The sequence below is a fragment of the Pirellulales bacterium genome, from assembly GCA_035499655.1.
Classification (GTDB): Bacteria; Planctomycetota; Planctomycetia; order Pirellulales; family JADZDJ01; genus DATJYL01.
In genome coordinates, this window is record DATJYL010000038.1 from 1 (window position 1) to 25,102 (window position 25,102).

Below are 25,102 nucleotides of genomic sequence, written 5' to 3' on the forward strand. Positions count from 1 at the left end.
AGAGACAGGCAACGGGGAGAATTCCAGCCGCTTAATCTCCGCCTCAATTTCCGTACAGACGGCTTGCACCTGTTCCGGATCGGGATACCGCGAATGTGTGACAGGGAATCGGCTCGCCCACCACTTCGGAAGTGGGCTTTGTTTTGCTAAGTTCAACCAAGCATCGGGCAGGACATAACCCGTCGCCAACAGATTTCTCCGTGCTGCGTCCGCGTCATCTATCCAGTTGTCGTATGGTTGCTTTATGGCATCGGGTACCAATGCTGTGCGGTACACGAAGAGCAACTGCTGCAAGGCTTCGAGTTGTGTTACGACAGCCATCGTGCTTTCCTCACAGTAGTTCTTTTACTTCGTCGTATGTTAATCTGGCGTTTTCAAGCAATCGTTTCGCAACAATTCCAATTAAATCAGCGTGTAAATGCACTAGCTGTTCGGCGTCGTCGCGTAGTTTGCATAGCATTCGGTGGGCTTCCTCACTGTTATAGAATTCGCTTCCCCACTGCTCTGTACAAAAGAGTTCGACCATATATTCATCATGGGCAGCTTGCTCGTCGGAATTCTCGGGATCGTAAAGGCATTGGGCTGGCCGTCCTGCAAAGGTAATAACAATCATCCTTTTCGTTTTCTCTTCCCGGTTGGAACCTTTCGGTAACACCATCTTGGAGTAAGCGAACTTCGGCGGATCAATGCAAATATAGCGAAATATGAATTCAAATTGCAAAGCAACCACAGCATGACCGGCTTCGTGATAGGCAAGTGCCGAGCGCTTATCGTTCACGGTCAACAACCTACGGATTCTTAGGAATTTATTAACTTTTAACGGGGGAGTTTCTTCGGTTTGGAATTGAACAGCCAGCGGTGGACATGATTGGTCACCTTGACCAAGCGGGCATCCTCCACACGCTCCCGATATTGAGCGGCCATCGACGAATCGACATGGCCCATAATCAGATTGACCGCTACTTGGTCCAGGCAATTGCTGGCCTCCGTGGCGAACGTGTGGCGGATCGTGTAGAAGCTCAATCCCTCGCGTTTTAGCCCGAGTGAGTCCAGCAGCTTGCGGAATTCGGCCGAGACGGGATTGGCCATTGTATCTTTGGCCCAAGGCTGACCGTACTTCGTAAGAAATACATAATCCCGAAGGGCTTCGTCTTTCGGCTCCGGGCGCCCGTCTATAGCCTCTTGCAATGCGGCTTGCGTTTCCTTCCACAGCGGGCATCGCCGCTCGGCACCAGTTTTCGGGCGATTGTACCTTGCCCATCCATTTAATAGATCAATGTTGCGGAAACGTAACTTGCCACAATCGGAATTGCCGTAAGCGGCATTGATGCCCAAGAGGATCATGGCTTTCAGTGGCTGTTCGGCAGCGTCGATGATCGTCCGCAACTCGTCGGCCGAGAATAACCGGAGAGGCTTTTCTTCCCTCTCTCGGCGAAATGCTGCACGTTTAGGACGTTTGAAATTGGGACCATAGCGGACGGGTTTGTCGATTAACCCAGCTTCATAACCGTACTTGAAGACGGAACGGATTTTTTGAATGAGACCACTCAAAGCCCATGCACCCCGGTTTTTGGATAATGATGCCCGGAGCGATTCAAAATCATCGGACGCCAAATCATCGACAAGCCGGCCCAAACCTCGTTTGTCGAAATGGCTGCAAATGAGTCCGCAGGCATTATGCAATTCCTTAAAATGGCGTTGGGTTATTTCCAGAGTGCTGACAGCGCTTTTCTTGACCGTAAGAAACCGATTGCAAAGCTCACGGATCGTCAATCCGTCGCCAGTGTCCCGGGGTGTCCGCCCGGCCAAGAGATAATCCTTCTTATCCAGCCAGCTTTGCAGGGCCGCTTCACCGTTCGGATCGTCGGCTACCTTGCCGAAATAGACCCGTTTACCGCGAACCTTTCTGGCCCAAAAGCCGTTCGTATGAGGATGAAGCGGGAAATCGGGGCGTGGTTTCTTGGGCTTGCTGCTGGCTGGTTTTCTGCTAATTTTTTCCATAGGACATTGACCGCTGTTTTACCGGAGAAGATAAGGGCTTTTGAAGAATCCACCCATTGGACTGAGGCCGAGGTAGGGGCCGAGACCTGAATCTACCCAAAGTACAAAAGCTGTCAACTGCCCGTGAAATCAAGTATTTTGGCGACGTAGCTCAGTTGGTTAGAGCAACGGCTTCATAAGCCGTGTGTCCCCGGTTCGAGTCCGGGCGTCGCTACTTGCAGCTTCCGATTCAATTAATGCCGCCGCGACCCCTGCAAAAATCCCGGCTCAAACTACAATTTTTATTTTTTTTGGCCATTTCCTTGCAAATGGTGTAGTTACACGGTACATTCACTCTCGGAACAGTGGAGTGGCGGGCCAAGCCATCTGAATCGAATCCGCTCGGGCGAGTCTCCACTATGGTTTCTCAAGGGTCTTTAAGGCGCCTTTGTTGGTTGGCGTCCCTCTTGGTCGTCGTCAGCGCGGTCGCGCTGCAGCATCGTTGCGCCAACGCCGCCAGTATTGCGATCGGCTATCTCAGTCCGATCGTCGAAAATGACGAAACGTATTACGAGTACAATTCGGTCACCGTGGATTCCGGCGATCACATCGGCACTTTCGTCCAAAACTCCGACGGCACGTCCGAATGGTCGATGACAGGAGACAACTATTACGTCATTCCGGGTTATTTGAAAATGCAGTGGGATGTCACCCTCGACGCCGATCCACAAGTGTCCGGTTTCGTCGGGCTGACCAATAATTCTGGTTTTGTGAACACGTTTACGGTCACGGTCACCCAGCCATTGGCAACGCCCATTCCCAACTCCATGATGAATGGCACGACCGCCTGGACCGTAACCGATGGAGATAGCAACGGTGCGACTTTGGATGCCGCCACCGGAGTGGGCGGTGATGCCCTGTATAATGCTCAAGTCGATGGAAATATGGTGCGCCAGTTGTTTACGCTCGGCAATTCTCCACTGCCGCTAATGGCCGCCGTGGATGGTAGTTCCACTATCACCACGAGCTTCTCTGGCGAAGTAACTCCCGTAGCGGCAAATATGAACATCGGCATCTTCCATCATTTTACGCTCACGCCCAACGATTCCGCCTCCGCCACCAGCCTTTTCAAAATCACCGCGGTGCCCGAGCCCAGTTCCATTTCGCTTTTGCTGATTGGACTGGGTTGCTTTCTGCTGGCCCTTTGTGCGCTTCGTTTCTAGAGAGAGAGCAATTTTTTCCGCACCTCGGCCATCTTTATCGATTGTGCCGCTGGGATCGATTGCGACGGAGAATCGGCGGCGTCGGCTCGTTCGATTTGCATTTAGCGGCGGACAAGCTAACTTTAAGCGGCTCTTTTCGCTCGCCTCCGAGTAATTAACTTTTCTAAATCGCAGCTGCCCGTGAACGAAAAAGATGCAGGGGTGCCCAAGATGATTTCATCGATCCTACGGTTTATGCGGTCCGAAGACGGGGCCACCGCTGTCGAATATGCCGTGATGCTGGCGCTCATTTTGTTGGTTTGTTTTGGCGCCGTCATGCTGGTCGGTCAGGCCACCTCGAGCAGCTATACTTCGTCCGCCGCTTCGCTGAGCACCGCATTTGGAGCCGGAAGTTAAAAGGCCGGAACCCGGTTAGTGGGAGGCTTCAGCCCTCACCCGCCGCTGAAATCCGCAAGGATGATCCCTTGGTTTGGGTGGGGTTCGATTGAAACCATCCCCGGGGAATATGCTAACCTTTGCGGTTTGCCGCATCCGATGAACATGCGTGGCTACCCTATTTCCGGGAGGATGCTAGCAAGGCTTTCTCCTCCCGATCCGATCAATAGCGGCTCTCCTACGCACAAAGGGATTACCTGCCCCAGTCCCTGCGAGGAGAGCCGTTTTTTATTGAGGCGGCTTGGCATCCAGGTGCCTGAAGGTCTGGAATCGGCCATCGGCTAAATGGAATCATGGACTGGCCCCGGCGCGCCGGGATCCTCAGCCGCTTGCCGATTTTCTCGGTGAAACGCCTGAGCACAGCCTGGCTACGTCGATTTTCCATCTAATTAAGCCACGACCAGAAATCGGCGTTGCCAGAATTGTACCCAGCGACGATGATACCGCCCCCGCATCCCGGTGTGGGAGATGCCAATTGCTGCGACCGCACTTCGATGGCATCAATTCCCCGCCGGTTACCGATTGTTAATTTCCGACCAAGCAAGGAGGCTTCGTGTTGGCCATGCGATGGATAGACCCACTAGGGCGAAAATGCGTTTTCGGGCTGACGGCCGCAATGCTTTTGACAACCGCCGGATGTTGGTCCAGCGATACTAGCCCGCCGACGGCCAGCATCAGCACGCCCGGCTACGGCGATGTGACGGCGGGCAGCGTGCCCCAGCGGCGGCCATTGAATTTGCACCCGACGGTGCAGGTCCGCACCTCTGCCGGCGAATTCACCGTGCAACTCGATGCCGAGCACGCTCCGCTCTCGGTCGATAATTTTTTGGCCTACGTGAACGCCGGCCAATACGACGGCACGATCTTCCATCAGGTGTACGATGGCTTTATCGTGCTCGGCGGCGGTTACGATGCCAACTTTTCCCAGCGGCCCACGCAACCCCCGGTGCGCAACGAAGCGCACAACGGATTGAAAAACAGCCGCGGCTCCATCGCCATGGCCCGGCAACTTGACTGCATCGACAGCGCCACCTGCCAGTTCTTTATCAATCTGGCCGACAACGCCTCGCTCGATTTTACCGGCGCCCAGCCCGATCAATACGGCTATTGTGTCTTCGGTAAAATCATCAAGGGGATGGAGGTCGTCGATCAAATTGCCAAAGGGCAAGTTCACAACACATCCCAATTCGAAAACGTTCCCTTGCAACCGGTCGTAATCGAATCCGTGCGCTGCCTGCCGTGAGAACGTTAGATTTCTAAACCCTTTTCCAAATTGCGCAAGAGCGGGACTTGAACCGCATCTACTTCCCCGCCATCGCCGCTTCGTACGATTTTTTGAGCCGCGCCAACAGCTGTTCCGCCGTGTAAATTCGCCCCGTCGATGCGTTGAAATTCGTCCCGCGCAGGCTGGGGGCAATCAGCCACGACTGGTTCTGTTTCGCGGTGCTGGTTCCCAAGTTCAGAATTTTCTTGTAGCCATCGCGGGTTGCAATTAGCGCATCGACGGTTTCCGGCCCCAGCACCACGTGATCGAGTTGGTCCACGCGATCATAACCCAGCGGGTCCTGGTTGATTTGTCGCATAAAATCTTTTCCTGCTCCGGACCGGAATTGGCGAACCATGATATCGTTATTGCTGGGAACTAAACCCACAATCTCGAGCCGATCCTTCACAGCCCAGCCCAGCCCCTGGAATCGGTCGAACAGGGGATCGACCAGGCCTCGGGAAATCAAGTCACCTGGCTGATAATCGGCCACGCTGTTTAATTGTTGAGCGACAACTTTCTCCACTTGCTCCCAGCTTGGTGCGGCATGGGCGGCAGAAACAGAAAAAAATCCAAAAAAAGCTGCCGCTAGCACGGCCAACGATCTGATTTTCGCATTCATATGGTTCGTCATTTTTGCCCTGTTTTGTGTGGGAATTGGGTCGTTTAACCAAGTCGGGCTAGCGAAATCGGCAGCGCGGGGCAGCCTAAAATCGACGTCGTCCGATGTGTCCAGCCACATTAATAAAAGCCTAGCATCTGGCAGGGTGGCTCCTGATACTTCAGGCACGATTTATGCTCTATAGACCAACTCCCATGAACCTCAAAAACCCGTCTCGTGTCTGGCATTTCATATCGCTCTGATTCACGTAGCACGGCAAGGGATAGCGTGTTTTACCAGAGTTATCAGTTTTACAACCTTGTAAATTTTGCGTGTTCTATTTGCTTCGGGCCTAGAAGGGTCGTACAATATGCGACATCAGTGGCTTTCGGGCAATTCGGTAGTAGGAGATACCGTCATGTTGAAGCCCGTCTATTACGTTCAGGAATGCCCAACCTGCGGTCGTAGCTTGCAAATTCGCGTGGCACATTTAGGCAAACACGTGGTTTGCCAACATTGCCTGGCCGAATTCGAAGCGCGTGATCCGGCAAGCCAGCCCCTTTCTGCCTCCGATTCGAGTCAGAATTTGCTCGCCTTGGCCGATGAACTTCTGGCCACGGTCGATCGGCAACAAGAAGTCAAATCAGAATGGGCCGGTACCGACAGCTTTTAGCGCAGGTGGTGTTCCGTCGCTCGACGATTCCGAAGTTAGCGTCTCCGCCAAACATGGCGGCTCGCTGAAGGCGTAAAATATCGGAAATTGTCGCCTACCACATTGCTTCCAGCAGCGACGCCAGTTCTTCGTCATTCACTTCGCGCGGATTGCCCGCCAAGCTATTGCCATGCGAACCGGCCACCAGCGCCGGAATTTGTTCGCGGCGTACGCCCAAATCTCTCAAGCGCGTAGGGATGCTCAACTCCCCAGTCAGCCGCTCAATGCACTGCACAAAGGCATTAGCCGCTTCAGCGTCGCTCTGAAACGAACCGCGACACGCCACACGCGCCAGTGCCGCCAACTCCGCCTCGCTCACTTCACGATTCGCCTTCAGCGCCATCGGTAGCATGACGGCGCATGCCAGTCCGTGTGCGAGTCCACACTCCGCTCCCAGCGCCGCCGCCACGCCGTGCGCCAACCCCAGGCCGGAATTCGCCAGCGCCATGCCGGAAAGCAGCGCCGCCTGCGACATCGCTTCCCGCGCCGGCCGGCAACTTCCATCGCGCACCGCTTTCGGCAATGCCGGAATCGCCAGCGCAATGCCTTGCAAACATAGCGCCCGCGGCACCGGTTTGGCCCGCCGCGAAATGTAACTTTCGATCGACTGCGTGATGGCATCCATGCCCGTCTGCGTCGTCACCGTGGCCGGCACGCTCACCGCCAGTTCCGGATCGACCAACGCCACGCGCGGCATCATCATGTCGGACCGCAAACTTTTTTTGAACGGCCCCGCCTTAGAACCGTCTCTTTTTCGGAGAGGGCTGGGTGAGGGTGCGTTGCTGCTGATGACTGCGTTTTTCGTCGCTTCGCTGCCGGTACCGGCGGTGGTCGGCATGGCCAGCATCGGCAGCGGCGGCTTCGTGATTTTCAGCCCCCGCCCCACGCCTTCCAAAAAATCGGCGACCGAAGCTCTTGTTCCGCCGCCAACTTCCATGTTCGTAGCCATCGCCGCCGCCGCTTTCGCCAAATCGATTGCCGATCCACCCCCCAGGCCAATCAGCAAATCGCCGTCGCCGCAATGATGCTCGATCATTGCCGCCACCAAAGCATCAACATCGTCCACTTCCGGCTCGTGCGAAATCGAACCCACGTGCACCGGCTCCACGCCGGCGGCCTTCAATAACGCAAGCACTTCCGCCACGGCGCCGCTTTTCTCCAGCGTCCGCGACCCGGTTATCACAAACGCCCGGCGGCCCAAACTTGCGGCCAACGTTCCAATTTCCCTGCGCCGCCCCCAACCGAATACAATTCGCGGCGGCGCAATAAAATCGTATTCTAAGGGGGGCAGCGGAAAATCGGTCGGAATGTGTGATTCAACAGGCGGCATGCGGCCATTTTCGTGCCGCGCCGCGGAATCTACAATGGTGCCATGACCGATTCGCTAGAAATCACGCCCGCTTCCGGGCCAGTGCGCGGCAGCATTCGCCCGCCGGGCTCAAAGAGTATCACCAATCGGGCGCTCATTTGCGCTGCGCTGGCCGATGGCGAATCCACCCTCACCGGCGCGCTCGATAGCGAAGATACGGGAGTCATGATCGATTCGCTGCGGCGACTGGGCATTGCGGTCGATGTGAGCAACGCCGGCCAAACGCTGCGCGTCACCGGCTGCGGCGGAAAAATCGCGGCCACCTCCGCCGATTTGTCCATCGCCAACAGCGGCACCAGCGTGCGCTTTCTCACCGCGCTGGCGGCGCTTGGCCACGGTCGCTTTCGGCTCGACGGCGCCCCGCGAATGCGCCAGCGCCCCATTGCCGATCTGCTGGAAGGCCTTGCCCAACTGGGCGTCAATTTGAACAGCGAGCTGGGCAACGGTTGCCCGCCGGTTGTCGTGCATGCTGCCGGGCTGCCCGGCGGCCGGGCAAATATTCGGGGGGAAGTTTCCAGCCAGTTCCTCAGCGGGCTGCTGATGGCGGCGCCGTATGCTCAAAAGCCCGTTGAACTGGCGGTGGAAGGAGAGCTCGTTTCGCAGCCGTACGTTCGGCTCACGCTGGCCGTGATGCGCAGTTTCGGCGTCGATGTGACCGATGGCAACTTGCGGCACTTCCACGTCCCGCCGGCCCATTACCATGGACAGAATTATGCGATTGAACCCGACGCCAGCGCCGCCAGTTATTTTTTCGCCGCCGCGGCAATTGCTGGTGGCGAAGTAACGGTTGAGGGGCTTTCCAAGCAGAGTTTGCAAGGGGACGTCGCGTTTGTTGACTGCCTTAAAGAAATGGGCTGCCACGTCAGTGGTCAGTGGTCGGTGGCCAGTGGTCAGGAAAATATCACCATTTCCGGTCCGCCCGCGGGCAAAAGTTTGCGCGGCATCATCGTGAACATGAACGCCATCAGCGATACGGTGCAAACGCTGGCCGCCGTGGCCTTGTTTGCCGACGGCCCAACCACGATCACCGGCGTCGGCCACATTCGCCACAAGGAGACCGACCGAATCGGCAACCTGGCCGCCGAGCTGCGCAAGTTCGGCGCTACCGTGGACGAATTGCCCGACGGATTGCGAATCGTGCCCGTTGCTAAACCGCAAGCGGCGCGGGTGGCGACCTATAAGGACCATCGCATGGCGATGAGCCTGGCGCTGGTCGGCCTGCGGCTTCCCGGCGTGATCATTGAAAATCCGAAATGCGTCGAGAAAACGTACCCACATTATTTTGAAGATTTGCAGAAGGTGGTTGGCGCCTGAAAAAAGCTGCATGGTGAAAAACGGTATAAACGGTGAAAAACGGAAAGAAACCGGTGAGTAAACGGTGGAAAAGGGCGGTGGCACCGCTACGGTGAATGGGTAACGAAATGACCAATGACCAAGCACTAAGAACCAAGGGGATAGGGGAATGGCGAATACCGGAATGACAACATATACATGGGATCAGAGAATATTTTAGCAGACTGGTGGCCCAATTCTTGGGCAGGTTTTTGGCGCGTGCGACAGTTTGACGGAGGATGAGGTATCAGGGAGGTCATGGTGCCGGCAATGGCATCGCCGGCTTTACAGCGCGCTCCGCTGGCGCGTCGCGGCTAAACGAGGGCGGGGTACGGGTTCCAAGTGGCTGGGGGCTGTTGCGCGGCGGACTCGACCCTAGCCACCGGTGGTATCCCCGGTCAGAGCCCGGGGCTAAGAGCGCAAAAAACAAGCGGCCGGCTGAAGCTCAGCCGGCCGCTTTCGTAAAGCGAGAGTTCGCGTGATTAGTTTAATCCTTCCCGGGGGTCAACCGCGAAGGGTTAGGTTTTGGCGGCGATCAACTGGCTTGGCCACCGCGGGTTGTGTCCGCTTCCTTTCGGTCGCGGCTCCAAAGTGGTAGCCCGCGGGGGTCGTGGAACCGAACTTATACCAACTCTTTGCGTGCGCCGATCAACGTCTTCAAGCGTTCGGCAAGCAAGGCCACGTCGAACGGCTTCTTGAAGGTTTCGTTAATCGTGGAGCGATCGAAACTGATGCTATTGCCGTCATCGGGCAAGAGGGCGATCAGAATCACTTCGCCGTACTGAGGATTGCGGCGGAGGTTCTGGCAAATCTGCAGGGCTTCCACCCGGCCGATGCTGAAATCCACCACAATGCAATCCGGATGGAAGCTTTCGGCCTGGATGCCGGCTTCGAATCCGCTGGCCGCGGTGGCCAGTTTGAATGTCTTTTCCAGGGGCAGGTTCCGTTTCAAATTTTCCAAGAGCACTTGGTCTTGGCCCACGACCAATACTTTGGCCATGGCTTCGTCTTCCAATTCGCCCAGCGGCATGCCATGTTCCTTGAGGAACTTAATCAGGTATTCGCGGGGGATGCGTCGGTCCTGGGAACCAGGAATCCGGTAGCCACGCAGGCGTCCGGAATCGAACCATTTACTGACCGTACGCGGGGCCACTTTACAGATCTTGGCGACCTGTCCGGTTGTGAAAACCTTCATCGCAGGCTCTCCCTTAAACTCTCGCTTTGGTTTTTAAACAGGCGTCGGCCGCAACGGTGGACACCATTGCAGACGTCGCTTTGCCCTGTGCTTGTGTTCTCCGCACCAGGCGGACTTGGTCAGCTGCGGGGGCAACTTTCCGAACGCAAACTCTGGGTCAGGGCTTTTTGGTAGTCGCTTCTTTAGTGGGCTTGGCTCAGCTCCCTCTGATCCGCGCCTATGTTGGGACATCGGCAATCCGGGCATTCGGAAATGGGCGAAAAACCGTAAGATGGTGAACACTTCGTTCAACCGTCCCGCTGCTTTCGTTCCACCCCGCACACTCGGCAAAGGGATGGGCAGGGGAGAATCTACGAGAGAGCCCGCCGAACCAATCGATTTCGGCGACAAGCTCGCCTGGCGGCGAGGCTCCGGTGGCAGGTTCCCCCCTGCTGCTTGTTTTACGGTTCACTTGGACACGGTGTCCAAGTTGCACGCAGAACAAGCCTTCCGATTGTTAGCATCGTTTCGCGCCGCCAGCAGACTTTAGAAAGTTTGTCCGTTCGTGCCGTCCATTCCCGTAGATTCGTCCGTGGCGGAGTCAACAGAAGCTCCGTTTCGGTAAATTGGCGCGATTAAGCGGGTTGAAGGGGTCCGCAGTGCGAATGGATGGCGCAGATGAGCTTGGTGGCAAATGTGGCAGAGCTTACGAAATTAGGTGGTGGGACAATTTGAAATTCCGACCGCCGCTTTTCCCGACTGACACAGTCGGGCTATGTTCAAATTGGCCCACTACCCGAAATTAAGATGTCGCTAGCGTTGCCTGCTGCGGTTCAAGCCGCTTCGGTGGCGGAATCGGCTGAGGAAGTGTTTCCAGATGACGGGACGGGAGCGGCGGGCTCATGATCGGCACGTTGCAGCGCAGCGGTGCTGATTTCGCCGGTTTCGCTGACATCGTCAAAGCGGACGGAAACGCGCTTGCTGACGCCCGATTCTTGCATCGTCACGCCGTACAGGGTGTTGGCGAAGGCCATGGTTTTTTTCGAGTGCGAAACCACGACAAATTGCGTCCACTGCAAAAATTCTCGGAGCACGTTCACGAAGCGCTCGATGTTGGCTTCATCCAGCGCGGCATCGACTTCGTCGAGCACGCAAAACGGACTGGGTCGGCTGCGAAAAATCGCCAGCAGCAGGGCGACGCAGGTGAGCGTTTTTTCGCCGCCGGACAGAAGCGAGATGTTGCGCGGTTCCTTCCCCGGCGGCCGGGCGACAATTTCGATGCCGCTTTCCAAAATATCGACGCCTTCTTCCAGAACAATGTCGGCCTGGCCGCCACCGAACAGTTTGCGGAACAGTTGCTGGAAGTGACCTTTGACAGTTTCCAAAGTCTCGGCAAACAGCCGGCGGCTGTCGGCGTTGATGCGCTGGATGATTTGCTCCAACGAGCCTTTGGCTTTTGATAAATCTTGATGCTGGGTCGTGAGCGACTGAAAGCGGGCTTCCAACTCGTCGACTTCGGAAAGGGAATCGAGATTGACGCCGCCGATGTTGGTTAGTTTGCGGCGCAAATCGGCGATTTCCGCTTCCACTTGTTCGCGCTGGTGTTGTTCTTCCGGCGTGAGCTGATGGGACAGCTCCGCCAGCTCGATGCCGTAATCTTCGCGGAGGCGGCTTTCCAACGTGCCGCGCTCGTGCCTGATTTCGCCGGCGGCTAAATCTTGGGCATGCAATTGCACTTCCAATTTGCGGATGGCGGTTCGGCGGCGCTGGGCTTCCTGTGCATGTTGAGTTCTGTCGAGACGGAATTGCTCGCGCTGGCCGGCCTGTTCGGCCGATTTGGCGGTGAATGTTTCGCGATGCACAAACAATTCGGCAAGTTCCGATTCGGCAGCCAGGATATTGCGTTCCGCTTGCTGGCGTCGAACTTCACAATCGGCTAATTGTTCGGCTGCTTCGGCGATGGTGTGCTCGCGGTCTTGGCGGTCCTGCTCGTAGCGGGAAAGTTGAGAACGCAAGTGATCCAACTGTTGCTCGCTGCGGGCCAGTTCGACCTGGACTGAAAGACATTCGCGATTGCACTGCTGACGGGCGGCATCGAGTTCCTCAATGCGGCGTACATTGTCCGACATCCGCGCTTCGGCCTGTGCGAGGTTGGCTTGCAGTTTATCGAGCCTTTCGCGGGCGACGGTCAGCGAACGGTTGACCGCCACTTCCTGCTCGGCGGCGCTGGCGAATTCCGCTTGCAGAGAAGTGTGTTGCTCCGCCAATTGATCGCGGCGTTGGCCGGCGGTGGTGATGCGCAGCTTTTGCTCGGCCAGGGCTTCGCTAGCAGCCTGATGGGCAGTCACGGCATTGGCCACAACCTGATCTTGCGCGGCAACCTGTTGATCCAAGGCCGCCACCACGCGGGCGAAATCGTTAATTTTGTTTTCGCTGTCGGCGATTTGGGCCCGCAAGGAGCGAAGCTCGCTGCGGCGCGAGATTAGCCCGGCGGAGGCAGACCGTTGGCCAACGACCAGCACCCCGTCGGCGGCCAAAAATTCTCCGGACAAGGTCACGAAGCTCAACCCGCGCCCCTCGGTTTCGCTGAGCGCAACCGCGTGGCCCAGGTTTTCGACAATCCAGGTGTTGCCCAACAGGCGGCGAATTAGCGGGGCAAGCTCCTGCGCCGATTGCACAAAGCGATCGGCCCGGCCGATGACGCCCAGTTGCTGGCTCAAATCGACATTAACTTGCGGCAGATGGGGGGCTTCCAGCGGCAAAAAGCCGACGCGCCCCGATAAGCGCTTACCGTAGGCGGTAAGATAATCGAGCAGCCTGCGGCCCGGCGACACGACAATGTGCTGGGCCTTTTCCCCCAGCGCGGCTTCGATGGCAGGGGCTAGTTCGATGCTTACCTGCACCACGTCGGCCAACAACCCGCGGACCTGCTGAAACGGTCCCTCCGGATTTTCGCGAGCATATTGCAGGACTTGCTGTGGGCCGATGTCGACGCCTTCGTGCCGTTTTTCCAGCTCCTCCAGCAAGGCGGCCCGATGGGTGAGGCCGCTGTGTTGTTCGCGCCAGCCGGAAAGTTCCTTTTGCCGGGCAGCGTACTGGCGGCGAGCCTGGGCCAAATCTTCACGAGCGTCGGCCAGGTTGGAGGTGGATTGTTCGCGGCGTTCAATCAATTCTTGCTGCCGCTGCGTCAAAGTGGCCAAATCTTGTTGGAGGCGCTCGCGGGTAGATTGCAATTCAATCAACCGAGCGCCGCAGCGTTGGCGGGCTTCCTCGGAACGGGCCAGGCGGCTTTCCAACGTGCTGATTTCGCTGGTTAAGGCGGCGCTGGTGCGAAGTTGCTCCAAGTGCGTGGCGCGTCGCTGTTCGTTTTCGCCGCGGATTTGATCGAGCTGTGCGGTAAGAGCCGTGAGAGCCCGCTGCTGATCGGCCAGTTGATTGCCCAGTCCGCGATGTTTAGCCTCGGCGGTTTGCACTTCGGCCTGGGTGGCCTGCCACAATTCAGCCAGGTCGCCGGCGCGGTTGCTGAGGGCTTGCCATTGCTTGCGGTGGCGGGCGGCTTGATCTTCCAGATCGAGCACGCGGGTTCGCTCGTGTTCGATGGTGGTTTCGATGGCTGCGGCACGTTGTCGATTGTCGGAAAGTTGGCCTTGTGTGGCTTGAATGGCGATTTCAATTTTGGCGGTTTGCGATTCCAGCGAGACGACGTGCTGTTCGGCGGTTTCGGCAGCGGCGGATTCCTCAGTCACCGATTGCCGCAACGAGGCGGCTTCGGTTTCGACAGCTGCCAGTTTTTCGCCCAATGCCCGCCAATCGGCCAAGCCCACTTGCGTGCGCAGCTCTTGCAAGCGGTCGGCATAATCTTTGTAGCGGCGAGCTTTGGCGGCCTGGGCCCGCACGCTTTTTAATCGGCTTTCGACTTCGTCGACAATGTCGTGCAGCCGCAGTAAGTTTTGATCGACGCGCTCCAGCCGCCGCAGGGCTTCGATTTTCTTCGCTTTGAAGCGGCTGATTCCGGAGGCTTCCTCGAAAATAGCGCGGCGGTCCTTAGCCGAGGCCTGCAACAGCACGTCGACCTTGCCTTGTTCGATAATGCTGTAGGCTTCTGTGGCGACGCCGGTGCCGGCGAATAAATCGCGAATATCGCGCAGCCGGCAGGGCTGGCGATTGATCAGATATTCTCCTTCGCCGCTGCGGTAGACGCGGCGGGTGATGTGGACTTCCGGCGTGTCGATGGCCAGGCGGCGGTCGGCATTGTCGAAGGTGAGCGTGGTTTCGGCACTGTTCAGCGCGGGACGGGCCGACGAGCCGGCGAAAATGACATCGATCATTTCCTTGCCACGCAGGCTTTTCACACTTTGTTCGCCCAGCACCCACTTCATGGCATCGACCACGTTCGATTTGCCCGAGCCGTTGGGCCCGACGACCACGGTGATTCCGCGCGGGAACTCGAACCGCGTGCGGTCGGCAAAGCTTTTGAAGCCGTGCAATTCGAGGGCTTTGAGCATGAGGCAGAGTTCGGGGTTCAGGGTTCAGAAAACCCAGACGCTTGCGATGTAGCGGCCATCGCCTGACGGTAGCATCCCGTTTGAGACAATAACCACTAATTCTGTTATTTTACCCCAGATGCGGTCGGTTTGGCTGCAGCATTCGGGGAATCTTCGGGCGGTTTTTTGTCGGATTCCACGGGGGCCGCAGGCTGCATTTCGTCGGCCGATTCGCTGAATTTGGGTGCATCGCCGCCAAACAGGTTGGGCAACGGCTGGTTTGCTTGCACCTCGGTCGTTTGGCTGTCGTCGGCATCTGCGCCGGACGATTTGCCGTGGGCAGGCGAAGCCCTGGAGCCGTCTTTTTGAGCGCCGTGGGCCACAGTGCGATTGCGATCGTACACCCGGCCGCGCTCCGGAATGGCGTCGACTTCAAAGCGGCTGGGTGCGGCTCCGCCGGCGTGCGCTTCTTCCAGAGCTTGAACGGCATCGGGATAATCGCCCCCGACTTCGACAATGGCGCGGATCACTTCCGCCACGGAATTTTCCACCGTGCGGCGCTCGTCGGGTTTTTGCAGGCTGAATCGGGCAACGCTGATTTGTCCATCGGGCAGCGATTTCACGATGATCGAGTTGCCCGCCTCCAACGTGAACGGCAGGGTGAATTTTTGGCCTTCGCCGAACAGCACGATCTCGGGGCGGAAGCTGTGCGTGACGTGGACCATGGGCGGCCCGGCGCTGGGGACCACGTACAGCCAGAATTTATCGCTCAAGTGCTCGCCGCGCAGTTGCGGATCGTGTTCGTTCATGGCCCACAGGGCGCGGAAAGCGCCGTAGCGGGTTTCGGCGCTGGAAACGTCGAACAAATCGCGCAGCGCATCGGCGGCCTGCACGTCGCCCAGCGCACACAGCGCGGTCAGTGCGTAGGCCCGTAAGGCGGGCTGGCTTTTCACGGTTTCGGCCAGGACGGGCACGGCGCACGATTGATCGAGATAGGCCAACGCCTCGGCGGCGTAAAAGCGGACTTCGGCATCGGACGATTCCAGGCCCTTTTTCAGCACCCGTTCCGCATCCGGACCGATGGCTTCCAACCGCAGTGCGGCTTGCCCACTGGTGACCGGATCGAGCAATTGCCGTTCCAGCAATTCCAGCCGTTCCAATTGCTCCTGCGGTGTTTCGAACACGGCGATGCTGCGGACCACTTGGATGTAGCGGCCCAAGTTGTATTTGTAGCGGGGATGCACTTCCAGTTCGATGAAGGCGTCGGTTTTGGGCGTGGCGACGCCTTGCTTCTCGCCGCGAATATAGGTGTGGAACCGGCGATCGATGACGTCGCCGATTTGCTTGCTGAGGAACACCGACTTATCGCTTTCGCGCAGCACCAGTCCCAGCGAACGCGATTTCAACGCAACGCCGCCCCCCAGCACTACGCCCCGCAATTGTGAAACGGTATCGTCGCTGTCGGGCGCGACGGGATTGACCAGCACCGGGCCTTCGGCCTGGGCCAGCACGTGCCCGTTATGAACCTGGCCGGCGATGACGGCCATTTCCTTCAGTTGCGTTTCCATCATCCAGCCGCCGCGCAAGCTTGTTGTTTCAGTTGGCGGGGGCACCAGTACTTGGACATCCAGCGGATCGCCTTTGCGCACACCAGGCGGCAAGTACGCCCGGGCCCACGCTAAGGCATTGTTGGGCGATGCCAACACGCGGCTGGGATTCGACACGTTATGAGCTTGCATGTCGGCCAGCAAGGCGGCGCGCTGCGGACCGGGCGCTGGATCGCTGCCCGTGCCGGCCAAGCTGGTAATCAGCACCGGTCCTTCGACCCGAATGTACGAAGTGCCGTAGGGAGCAGCGAAATCGCCCACCAGTTTGGTATCTGAATTCGAAGCGTCGTGGCTGGCATGCTCCGGACTTTGAGAGCGTGAATTCAACAGTGACCCGGTGCAACCGGCTAACGCGGTTGCCGCTACGGCGGTCAGAACCATTAAAATGTGACGCGAAACAGGCCTCATGCCTTGTGCGCCTTTACGCGAATACGAATCGTTCGGAAAAGTTTCGCGGCCGGAAGTGCAGGCCATCCTGGCCAGACACGCAATTTCCCGCTGTTGCCGACCACCTACTGCTTACGGTTCTCTATAAAGCCCGAGCGGGCAGACTATCGGAGGCGGGGAGAATAGTTTTCCGGCCCCAGCGGGTCAATGCGATTTAAACGACGCAGCTCTTTCGGGAGTGGCAATCGCCGCAAATTCGAGAAGAACTGATTGCGGCAATGCAAACTGCTAGCTTATTTCGAAAGAAATTCAGCGCGGCAGCGTCTTTGCTAGCACTCCGTCAAGCTGATCAGGCGATAGATCGCGAGCTACGACCTGGCCTTCGGGATCAATCAGCCATAACGAAGGAATAATTTCCACGCCATAGGCCATTAACGTCGTGTTGTTTGCATCCCACGGGCCGGCGAGCAATTGAGTCCACGGCGAATGAATAGACTCGATGGCCTGTTTTGCCTTGTCGGTTGTGTAATCGAAATTCAGACCGACGAAAGCAACTTGCGGCTTGTATTTTTCGGCGGTGACTTTCAAAGCCGGTTGGATTGCTCTGCACGGCGCGCACCAGCCGGCCCAAAAATCCAACACCACGTATTTGCCACGGAAATCTGACAATTGCACCACCTGCCCATCGGCGGTGGCAGAGTTAATTTGCGGTGCCGGATCGCCGGCATGCGGACGCGATGTCGCCATGAGCAGGAGCGTGGGGAGCGTCAGTGGCTGATCACTCACCGTGAATTCGGCATGGCCTTTGGCCAACAATAATCCCCAACCGCAAGTTTCTGGCGGCCGCTCGCCGTGAATCTCAACCAGCAGCACATATTTGCCGGGGGCTAAGGCATCGAAAGTGAACGATCCATCGGGCTGCAAATCAGCAAATGCGGTGGGAATGGTTAATCGATCCGACGCGGCGAAATCTGAGACGGATTTAATTTGCGCTTCCCAGTCGGCGACATCGACGCCTGCCGTGGGTTCCGGTTTGGGTTCAACACGAATGGCTCGCACCCACGAGGTGCTGGTATCGAATTGCGTTCCGGGGGCCGGCGGCTTTACGGCAATCGCGGGGGCCAGATCAACTTTTCCGTTGACCGCCGGGCCATCGTCGGCCAACGATACGGTGGTGGTTTGGCCGGGCCGGGGTTGAATCATTTTTGTTGCCGCCGGACCGAAGGCAGCACGAACCGCAACTTGGAGCGGCATATGCGGCACGTGCTCGAGGACAAAGTGTCCTTGGGAATCAGTGGTTGTGATTAGTTGAAAACTCAATCGGTCGAACGATTGAGTACTTGCCGTTGACCTAATGGGCGCGGCGGTGACCACTGCATTCGCATGCTTTAGGCCGTGCAATGAACATGTGCCTTCGATCCTCGCCCAGGGTATTAGCGCGATGTTTTGGCCGTCCACAAAATCATTTGTGGGCACGATGGCGTAACCGTTATCGTGCAGTACCAAGATGCGGCCCGCTTCGCCCGCTGAGGGCAATTCGAACTTGCCGTCCGCGGCGGTTTTTGTGTGCAAATCTGGCGCGTAAGTCAGGCGGGGATTCATTCTTGTTCCCTCGATAAAAGCGGCGTCCTCCGGGCCAACGAAGTATACTTCCGCTTGCGCCACCGGTTGACTCTCGGCCATAACTACCGTGCCGCTGACTGATGTAGCTTTCTTTAATTGGATGACAAACGGCTCATGCTTGTCTCCGAGTTTTACGGGCGGAGTGATCGCTGCGGCATAGCCGGCAGCAGTAATTTTGACCACAAACTCGTTCTGGTTCCCAGGACCAACAGTTACATTTCCTATTGTCTGCTTAAACTGGCCGTCTTTGCCATGCACAATTGGGTTGAAGTTGAGTAGAGAAAACCTTCGTTCCTCTTCCCAAAAGCCTGGCGTCACTTCGAAACTTTTGACGGGTTCGCCCGATTGCGCATCGATGACGCGACCATCGATGGTTAACGGAGAGTACGCTGTCACATCGCCCACATCATTCATGGTAGGGTCAATCGCGAACATCATGCCGAGTCGACCAGAGGGATGAATTCCAGCTTGCAGCTCGCCCTCACGGGGCAAATTGGAAACTGTAAATCGCCCATCGGGGCCTGTTTTCACCAATTTGCTTAGGGGCTCCCGATGCATTCCAGGCATATTCCATTCATTAACTCCCACGGTAATGTTGCTGAGGGGCTGGCCATTTTCGTCCACAATTCTGCCCGTCACGCTGCGGCCTTCGTCTAGCATTATGCCAATGGGCTTCGTATCGGGCGTCACGGTCATCGGAACCATCAGCGGAGCAAATTGAACGGCCTGCACCAGCAACTTCTGCTGGCCCGCGGGAATGCCACCGATGGAAAATTTTCCGTCACGCTCGGTGCGGGCCGACGAAAAATTTTCAATCGGTTCGGAGTTCGGGTCGGTCGAATAATAATGACCGGCCAGGACTAAGGCGTTGCCAATCGCATTGCCGGCTTTGTCGCGCACCGTGCCGGAAATTCGCAGGCCGCGCTTCATGACTTGCACCGCGGTGCCGTCACGCATCGATTCCAGGGAAGGCACACCTTGGTTCAAATCGAAATCAGAGCCGATGAATTCCGGATGGTAAAACCTTAGATCGATGCTTTGCAGATCGGACGGCAAACGCATGGACCAATGGCCGTCTGCATCCGTGACTACCTTGCCCAGTTCCATGACCATCAATTCTTGATGACTCAAATCCAGTACCAGGCCTGAAATCGGCTGGCCGTTTTCATCGACCGCGCGGCCCGAAAATGTGTGCAGTGCTTTGCTAGCCAAAGGGGAATCCGCAGGCGCATCGGCCCGCTGCACAAGATCGGGCAATTCCATGGTGCCTGGCGCGGTAATGGCAACCGGCTCCGTAGTTTCGCCGCTAGGTAGTGATGCAGAAACCGTCCAGCCAGCAGCAGCCGGCAAATTCCAAGCGGTTATTCGTCCATTGACATCCGACTTTCTGCTTTTCCATTCGTAGACGATGCCGTTCGGGCCAGCCACACGAAACGTGACGACAACATCTTTCACGAGCAATCCGTTTCGATCGATCACATGCACTTCGGCGTGACCTTCATCGCAATCAACCAGGTATTGCGTATCGGCCGATCTCGTAGTGTCGATGGGAATGAGGGCAATCCGGCTAGCTCGCTGCGACCAGGCGATTAACACCGTGGCCACGTCAGGAATTTTGGGAACGGTAAATTTTCCATCAATATTGGATTGAGGACCCCGCCAGTTATTCACCTGAGGCACAAAAAAGCGTGCGTTGCTGACCGGAAAGCCCGCGGTATCGATCAGAATGCCGCTGATCGATCGTGCGTTTTTCGTCGTCGGCTTTTCATCTGAGTTATCTGGTGGAGTGTCGGCCAGCGCCGCGCTTTGCGCAGCAAACCAGCCGACGGCAGCAAGCGAAAATATGCGTGCGGCTACGCCAACGTACGTCCGACGGGCAGATAACATAAAAATCGCTCCTGTACGACGCCGTTCACTCCCAGAGAGGGACTCCCGACAGTTTATGCTTTTCTGCGCAGAGGCTGCAACTTGGCGGTAGTATTTTCTTCACTTGCGGGCGGTTATGATGGAGCCTTAGCGCACTTCTGGAGTATTTAACCATGCGTCATTCCTCGGGTTTCGCCATCATACTAGGGATGCTGTTTGTCGGCCCTGCTGTTTTCGCGGCAGATTCGTCGACGCAGGCCGATGCCGGCAAAACGGCGACAACACAAGCGCCGGCGCGGAGCGATGAATTTCGCACATTGCCGGGCTTTCAGGTCGAGCGGTTGTATACGGTGCCCAAGGAAACGCAGGGCTCCTGGGTGAGTTTGGCGGTCGACAATAAGGGGCGGCTGATTGCCAGCGATCAAGCGACCAAAGGGTTGTACCGAATTACGCCGCCAGTCATCGGCAGCAATGACGAAACGAAAGTCGAAAAGCTGGACGCTAAAATCAGCGGCGCCCAAGGCATGCTGTATGCCTTCGACAGTTTATATGTGGTTGTGAATCGCGGTCCGGTGAGCGGGCTGTATCGACTGCGCGACACCAAGGGAGCCGACCAGTACGACGAAATCGTCAAGCTGCACGATTTTGTTGGCCCGATGGGCGAGCATGGTCCGCACGCCGTGAAGCTTTCGCCCGACGGCAAATCGTTGTTCATTGTTTGCGGCAATCACACCGAGCTGCCCTGGGACGGCATCATGCCGCGTCAGCCGAGTGCGGCCGACATGAAAGCAAATCCACAATACACCGCGCAAATGCCGGTGAATTGGGACGAAGATTTCATTTTGCCGCGGCTGTGGGATCCCAACGGTCATGCCGTGGGCCGGATGGCGCCGGGCGGTTACATTGTGCAGACCGATCCCGACGGCAAAACGTGGAACATGTTCAGCACCGGTTACCGGAACTGTTACGACATGGATTTCAACGCCGACGGCGAGTTGTTCACCTACGATTCTGACATGGAATGGGATATGGGGTTGCCGTGGTATCGGCCCACGCGGCTGGTGCACGCCACGCCGGGAAGTAATTTCGGTTGGCGGAGCGGTGCCGGCGATTGGCCGTGGTATTACGTCGACAGTTTAGCCCCAGCGGCCGACATGGGGCCCGGCTCGCCGGTCGGGGTGATTTTTGGCTATGGCACGAAGTTTCCTGAGAAATATCAGCGGGCTATTTTTGCCTGCGATTGGACTTATGGCACCATGTATGCCGTGACGTTGGAGCCGGAAGGCTCCAGTTACAAAGCGATCAAGGAAGAATTTTTGTCGCGCAATGCATTGCCGCTGACCGATATTGTGGTGGGCAACGACGGAGCGCTGTATTTCATTGTCGGCGGGAGAAATTTGCAATCAGAATTGTTCCGCGTCACGTATACTGGGTCCGATTCGACGGCGCCGGTCGATTATCACAATTTACGCAACGCCGATCAGCGCGAAATCCGCCACAAGCTGGAAGCGCTGCAAGGCAAGCCGGCGGAAAATCCGCAAGCCGCCGTCGATTTTGCCTTTCCCTATTTGGGCCATGCCGATCGCTTCATTCGTTTTGCCGCAGGGGTGGCGCTGGAATTTCAGCCCGTCGATCTGTGGCAGGACAAAGTGCTTGCGGCCACCGATGCCGAAACGCTCATCACCGGCGCCGTGGCGGTAGCACATCAAGCGGACAAAGCCATTTTGCCGCGGCTGTTGGAAGCGCTCGATCGAATTGACTTCGATACGCTCAGCGATTTTCAAAAGCTGGAACTGCTGCGGGCTTACGAGTTGGCTATCATCCGTTTGGGCCCGCTAGATGCCGCTGCGCAGGAGACGCTCATTAAGCGATTGGATGCCCACTATCCGGGTACAAATGATTTAGTGAATCGCGAATTGTGCAACTTGCTGTGCAATCTTCAATCGCCCACGGTGGTGGCCAAAACCATGCCGCTGCTGGCGGCGCCCAGTCCGCCGGCCAAGGAAGAATTTGGCGATTTACTTTCCCGCAACACGCAATTTGCCCGGCCCATTGCCGCCATGCTGGAGCATCATCCCGATCAGCAAAAAATTGCCCTGGCTTATGCCTTGCGCGTCGTAAAAGCCGGCTGGACCAACGAGCAGCGCGTGGCGTTTTTCAATTTGCTGCGAGAACTCGGCCATGCCAGCGGCGGCTTCAGCTTTCAAAAATATTTGAACAACATCGGCAACGACGCTTACGACAATTGCACCGATGCCCAGCGCGTGGCCATCGAAGCGGCGGGGGCCCGAAAACCGTATGTGCCCGCTGTGCTGCCCAAGCCGGAAGGCCCCGGCCAAGATTGGAGCACCGACGACGTGTTGCAATTGGCCACCACGGGTTTGCACGATCGCAATTTTAGGCAAGGCAGAATTGCTTTTGCCGCGGCCCGCTGCATTGTCTGCCATCGTTTTGGGGGCGACGGCGGAAGCACCGGGCCGGATTTAACGCAATTGGCCGGCCGCTACAGCATGAAAGATTTAATTCAGAAAATCAGCGACCCGAACAAATCGATTTCGGATCAGTATCGCGCCAAAATGATCGTCACCAGCGGCGGCAAATCGTACACCGGGCGGGTGATCACTGATGACGGTAAAAAAATCGTGCTGCTGACCGACCCGGAGGATTCCACCAAAGTCGTCACCATTTCGCACGATGAAATTGAAGACGAGCACGATTCCCCCATCTCGCTGATGCCGACCGGACTGCTCAAGCCGCTGAACGAGCAAGAAGTGCTCAACCTGCTGGCGTATTTACTCTCGCGCGGCAATCCGCAAGACGCGCTGTTTGCGAAATAAGGAGCCTCGATGGACGGACGTCCTAAAATTGCTGTGTGGTTATCGGCGATTGTCGATTTTTTGGGCCGCACCTACGCCGGCCACGCGGACAAATAAATTCTTCCGAGCCGCCAATGATTCCAGAGATTTTGAACAGCAACGCCATGACGCTCGATTTTTTGCGTCGGCTGGTGGAAGATGTTCCCGACGAACTAATGACCAAACAGCCCCCCGGCGTGGTGAATCATCCTGCCTGGGTGTTGGGGCATCTGATCCATAGTATGGAAGCCATCGGAGGCGAAATGGGCCTGTCGCCGTGGCTCCCTTCCGATTGGAAGGCGCGCTTCGGCACGGGAAATGTGCCCAGCGACAATCGGGCTGAATATCCTTCCAAGGAATCACTATTGGCCGCTCTTGCCGATGGCCAGCACCGAATTACCAAGCAGTTCGCCGTGCTTGGCGAACAAGGCCTAAAGCACGCCTTGCCCGACGAAAAGCATCGCGCACTCTTTCCCACGATCGGCGATGCGGTGTTGCACATTTTAACCGCTCACGCCGCATTGCACGTTGGCCAACTTACTGTCTGGCGCCGCGCCGCAGGCTTGGGGCCGCTGATGAAACTGTTTATCTAGCGGTTCGTATAACATTACTGTGGGCTAGGTGGTGGGACAATTTGAAATTCCGACCGCCGCTTTTCCCGACTGACACAGTCGGGCTATGTTCAAATTGGCTCACTACCCGTGGGCTATGCCCACTTGTCAGGCTGTCGTTTCTGAGATACCTTGGTGAGTTTAACCCCGCCACGGACGAATGTTATGATTGCGCGGCCCGATTCTCAAAGGATTGTCATCACCGGGGTGGGGCTGACCGCGCCGGGGGCCAACAACCTGGGCGAATTTCGCGCCAATTTGCTGGCCGGCCGAAGCGGGGTGCGGCCCTACGAAATTCGCTACATCGGTTCCACCGTGGCCGGCATTTGCGAATTCGACGAGCTGCGCTACCAAAAAAAGAAGGAAGTTCGCCGCGGAACCCGGGCCGGCAGCATTGGCATTTACTGCGCGAATGAATCCATCATCGACTCGGGCCTCGATTGGCCCAACCTCGACAAAGCCAACGTCGGCGTGTACGTGGGCGTGACCGAGCACGGCAACGTCGAAACCGAAAACGAAATCTATCAGCTCAAAGAGTTCGATTACGATACGAAGTTTTGGTCGCACCACCATAATCCCAGGACGGTGGCTAACAACCCGGCCGGCGAAATTTCGCTTAGCCTGGGAATCACCGGCCCGCATTACACCATCGGCGCCGCCTGCGCCGCGGGAAATGCGGGAGTGATTCAAGGAGCTCAAATGTTGCTGTTGGGCGAGTGCGATGTGGCCCTGTCCGGCGGCGTTTCAGAAAGCGTTCGCACATTCGGAATTTTCGCCAGCTTCAAAGCCCAGGGAGCGTTGGCCTGGCACGACGACGCGACGAAAGCCTCGCGCCCCTTCGATGCCCAGCGCACCGGAATTGTCGTGGCCGAGGGCGGGTGCATGTACGTGCTGGAGCGGATGAGCGACGCCAAAGACCGCGGCGCAAAAATTTACGGCGAGGTGGCGGGTTGGGCCATCAACAGCGATGCCAGCGATTTCGTCATGCCCAACCCCGACCGGCAGGCGCAGTGCATGCAGGCGGCGTTGAAGCGTTCGGGCTTGGCCGCGGAGGAAATTGATATTGTCAGCACCCACGCGACCGGAACGACGTCGGGCGACGCCCAAGAATGCGCGGCGTTGCGGCGGGTATTCGGCGGCAGCAGCGTCACGCGGTTCAATAACACGAAAAGTTACATCGGCCACGCCATGGGCGCCGCCGGGGCCTTGGAATTGGCGGGCAATTTGCCGGCCTTCAGCGATGGCGCCTGCCATCCGACGATCAACTTGGAAAGTGTCGATCCTGAGTGCCGGCTGGAGGGTTTGATTGTGAATGAGCCGCACGAACTGCCAAAGGTCGAGGCTATTTTGAACAATTCCTTCGGCATGTTGGGCATTAATTCGGTCGTGATTGTGAAGCGAGTTTGAAGCAAAAACAGCCACAGATGAACATAGATGGACAGGCTTTGTTGAAACCCTTATGCTGCCAACAGGAGCAGGTCGTGAGTGAGGACACGCAAGTGAACTTCGGTTGCTTGAGTTGGACGGGATCGACCCCGCAGGGAAGAGGTGAGTCGCCGTTTGAATCGCGCGATGGTAC

17 protein-coding genes and 1 tRNA gene are annotated in these 25,102 nt (G+C 57.2%); 9 read left to right on the forward strand and 9 right to left on the reverse strand.

The window, feature by feature from the left end; all coding sequences use genetic code 11:
- The 3 genes from VMJ32_02415 to VMJ32_02425 form a co-directional block, all read right to left on the reverse strand.
- The coding region (locus VMJ32_02415) for a hypothetical protein (GenBank protein HTQ37850.1) at nt 1-321 on the reverse strand (321 nt) is incomplete at its 3' end.
- A gap of 10 nt (nt 322-331) precedes the next feature.
- Nucleotides 332-778: a hypothetical protein gene (locus VMJ32_02420; GenBank protein HTQ37851.1), complete on the reverse strand. Its 447-nt coding sequence runs from the start codon at nt 776-778 to the stop codon at nt 332-334.
- Between the two features lie 38 nt (nt 779-816).
- On the reverse strand, nt 817-2,001 hold the full coding sequence (locus tag VMJ32_02425) for a tyrosine-type recombinase/integrase (GenBank protein HTQ37852.1): 1,185 nt from the start codon (nt 1,999-2,001) through the stop codon (nt 817-819).
- 140 nt (nt 2,002-2,141) lie between these two features.
- Between VMJ32_02425 and VMJ32_02430 the strand changes: the two genes are divergently transcribed.
- The 4 genes from VMJ32_02430 to VMJ32_02445 all read left to right on the forward strand — a co-directional run bounded on the left by VMJ32_02430 (nt 2,142) and on the right by VMJ32_02445 (nt 4,881).
- Nucleotides 2,142-2,215, forward strand: a tRNA-Met gene (locus VMJ32_02430).
- A 220-nt stretch (nt 2,216-2,435) separates the two neighbouring features.
- A complete protein-coding gene (locus VMJ32_02435; protein HTQ37853.1) occupies nt 2,436-3,203 on the forward strand; it encodes a PEP-CTERM sorting domain-containing protein in 768 nt (255 codons plus the stop codon).
- A 234-nt stretch (nt 3,204-3,437) separates the two neighbouring features.
- Nucleotides 3,438-3,599, forward strand: a complete 162-nt coding sequence (locus VMJ32_02440) for a Flp family type IVb pilin (GenBank protein ID HTQ37854.1) — start codon at nt 3,438-3,440, stop codon at nt 3,597-3,599.
- Between the two features lie 655 nt (nt 3,600-4,254).
- Complete coding sequence (locus tag VMJ32_02445; protein ID HTQ37855.1) at nt 4,255-4,881, forward strand: peptidylprolyl isomerase; 627 nt, start codon at nt 4,255-4,257, stop codon at nt 4,879-4,881.
- A 58-nt stretch (nt 4,882-4,939) separates the two neighbouring features.
- On the opposite strand, the gene VMJ32_02450 is transcribed toward VMJ32_02445, so the two are convergent.
- Nucleotides 4,940-5,524: a hypothetical protein gene (locus tag VMJ32_02450; protein ID HTQ37856.1), complete on the reverse strand. Its 585-nt coding sequence runs from the start codon at nt 5,522-5,524 to the stop codon at nt 4,940-4,942.
- A gap of 397 nt (nt 5,525-5,921) precedes the next feature.
- On the opposite strand from VMJ32_02450, the gene VMJ32_02455 reads away from it, so the two are divergent.
- Nucleotides 5,922-6,176, forward strand: coding sequence for a hypothetical protein (locus VMJ32_02455; protein HTQ37857.1), 255 nt, complete (start codon nt 5,922-5,924; stop codon nt 6,174-6,176).
- 94 nt (nt 6,177-6,270) lie between these two features.
- Here the strand turns inward: VMJ32_02455 and VMJ32_02460 are convergent, their stop codons facing one another.
- The gene (locus VMJ32_02460; GenBank protein HTQ37858.1) at nt 6,271-7,545 is read right to left on the reverse strand and encodes an iron-containing alcohol dehydrogenase; all 1,275 of its coding nucleotides are present in this window, start codon (nt 7,543-7,545) and stop codon (nt 6,271-6,273) included.
- Between the two features lie 42 nt (nt 7,546-7,587).
- On the opposite strand from VMJ32_02460, the gene aroA reads away from it, so the two are divergent.
- Entirely contained in the window at nt 7,588-8,898 is a 1,311-nt protein-coding gene (aroA, locus tag VMJ32_02465) for a 3-phosphoshikimate 1-carboxyvinyltransferase (GenBank protein ID HTQ37859.1), read from the forward strand.
- A 640-nt stretch (nt 8,899-9,538) separates the two neighbouring features.
- Here the strand turns inward: aroA and VMJ32_02470 are convergent.
- The 4 genes from VMJ32_02470 to VMJ32_02485 all read right to left on the reverse strand — a co-directional run bounded on the left by VMJ32_02470 (nt 9,539) and on the right by VMJ32_02485 (nt 20,078).
- On the reverse strand, nt 9,539-10,111 hold the full coding sequence (locus VMJ32_02470) for a response regulator (GenBank protein ID HTQ37860.1): 573 nt from the start codon (nt 10,109-10,111) through the stop codon (nt 9,539-9,541).
- Nucleotides 10,112-10,923: 812 nt separating this feature from the next.
- Nucleotides 10,924-14,595: a chromosome segregation protein SMC gene (smc, locus tag VMJ32_02475; protein ID HTQ37861.1), complete on the reverse strand. Its 3,672-nt coding sequence runs from the start codon at nt 14,593-14,595 to the stop codon at nt 10,924-10,926.
- Nucleotides 14,596-14,699: 104 nt separating this feature from the next.
- Nucleotides 14,700-16,589 carry a HEAT repeat domain-containing protein gene (locus VMJ32_02480; GenBank protein ID HTQ37862.1) on the reverse strand — a complete coding sequence of 630 codons (1,890 nt, stop codon included), beginning with the start codon at nt 16,587-16,589 and terminating at the stop codon, nt 14,700-14,702.
- A 288-nt stretch (nt 16,590-16,877) separates the two neighbouring features.
- A complete protein-coding gene (locus tag VMJ32_02485; protein ID HTQ37863.1) occupies nt 16,878-20,078 on the reverse strand; it encodes a carboxypeptidase regulatory-like domain-containing protein in 3,201 nt (1,066 codons plus the stop codon).
- Nucleotides 20,079-20,230: 152 nt separating this feature from the next.
- On the opposite strand from VMJ32_02485, the gene VMJ32_02490 reads away from it, so the two are divergent.
- The 3 genes from VMJ32_02490 (at nt 20,231) to VMJ32_02500 (ending at nt 24,930) form a co-directional block, all read left to right on the forward strand.
- On the forward strand, nt 20,231-22,894 hold the full coding sequence (locus VMJ32_02490; GenBank protein ID HTQ37864.1) for a c-type cytochrome: 2,664 nt from the start codon (nt 20,231-20,233) through the stop codon (nt 22,892-22,894).
- Between the two features lie 113 nt (nt 22,895-23,007).
- Nucleotides 23,008-23,505: a DinB family protein gene (locus tag VMJ32_02495; GenBank protein HTQ37865.1), complete on the forward strand. Its 498-nt coding sequence runs from the start codon at nt 23,008-23,010 to the stop codon at nt 23,503-23,505.
- A gap of 183 nt (nt 23,506-23,688) precedes the next feature.
- Entirely contained in the window at nt 23,689-24,930 is a 1,242-nt protein-coding gene (locus VMJ32_02500; GenBank protein HTQ37866.1) for a beta-ketoacyl-[acyl-carrier-protein] synthase family protein, read from the forward strand.
- Nucleotides 24,931-25,102 lie beyond the last annotated feature (172 nt).

Coding starts and splice junctions, on each gene's coding strand:
- VMJ32_02500 (HTQ37866.1), top strand. CDS start 23,689: ATGATTGCGCGGCCCGATTCTCAAAGGATTGTCATCACCGGGGTGGGG.
- VMJ32_02490 (HTQ37864.1), top strand. CDS start 20,231: ATGCGTCATTCCTCGGGTTTCGCCATCATACTAGGGATGCTGTTTGTC.
- smc (HTQ37861.1), bottom strand. CDS start 14,595: ATGCTCAAAGCCCTCGAATTGCACGGCTTCAAAAGCTTTGCCGACCGC.
- VMJ32_02495 (HTQ37865.1), top strand. CDS start 23,008: ATGATTCCAGAGATTTTGAACAGCAACGCCATGACGCTCGATTTTTTG.
- aroA (HTQ37859.1), top strand. CDS start 7,588: ATGACCGATTCGCTAGAAATCACGCCCGCTTCCGGGCCAGTGCGCGGC.
- VMJ32_02450 (HTQ37856.1), bottom strand. CDS start 5,524: ATGAATGCGAAAATCAGATCGTTGGCCGTGCTAGCGGCAGCTTTTTTT.
- VMJ32_02445 (HTQ37855.1), top strand. CDS start 4,255: ATGCTTTTGACAACCGCCGGATGTTGGTCCAGCGATACTAGCCCGCCG.
- VMJ32_02460 (HTQ37858.1), bottom strand. CDS start 7,545: ATGCCGCCTGTTGAATCACACATTCCGACCGATTTTCCGCTGCCCCCC.
- VMJ32_02440 (HTQ37854.1), top strand. CDS start 3,438: ATGCGGTCCGAAGACGGGGCCACCGCTGTCGAATATGCCGTGATGCTG.
- VMJ32_02470 (HTQ37860.1), bottom strand. CDS start 10,111: ATGAAGGTTTTCACAACCGGACAGGTCGCCAAGATCTGTAAAGTGGCC.
- VMJ32_02425 (HTQ37852.1), bottom strand. CDS start 2,001: ATGGAAAAAATTAGCAGAAAACCAGCCAGCAGCAAGCCCAAGAAACCA.
- VMJ32_02480 (HTQ37862.1), bottom strand. CDS start 16,589: ATGAGGCCTGTTTCGCGTCACATTTTAATGGTTCTGACCGCCGTAGCG.
- VMJ32_02455 (HTQ37857.1), top strand. CDS start 5,922: ATGTTGAAGCCCGTCTATTACGTTCAGGAATGCCCAACCTGCGGTCGT.
- VMJ32_02485 (HTQ37863.1), bottom strand. CDS start 20,078: ATGTTATCTGCCCGTCGGACGTACGTTGGCGTAGCCGCACGCATATTT.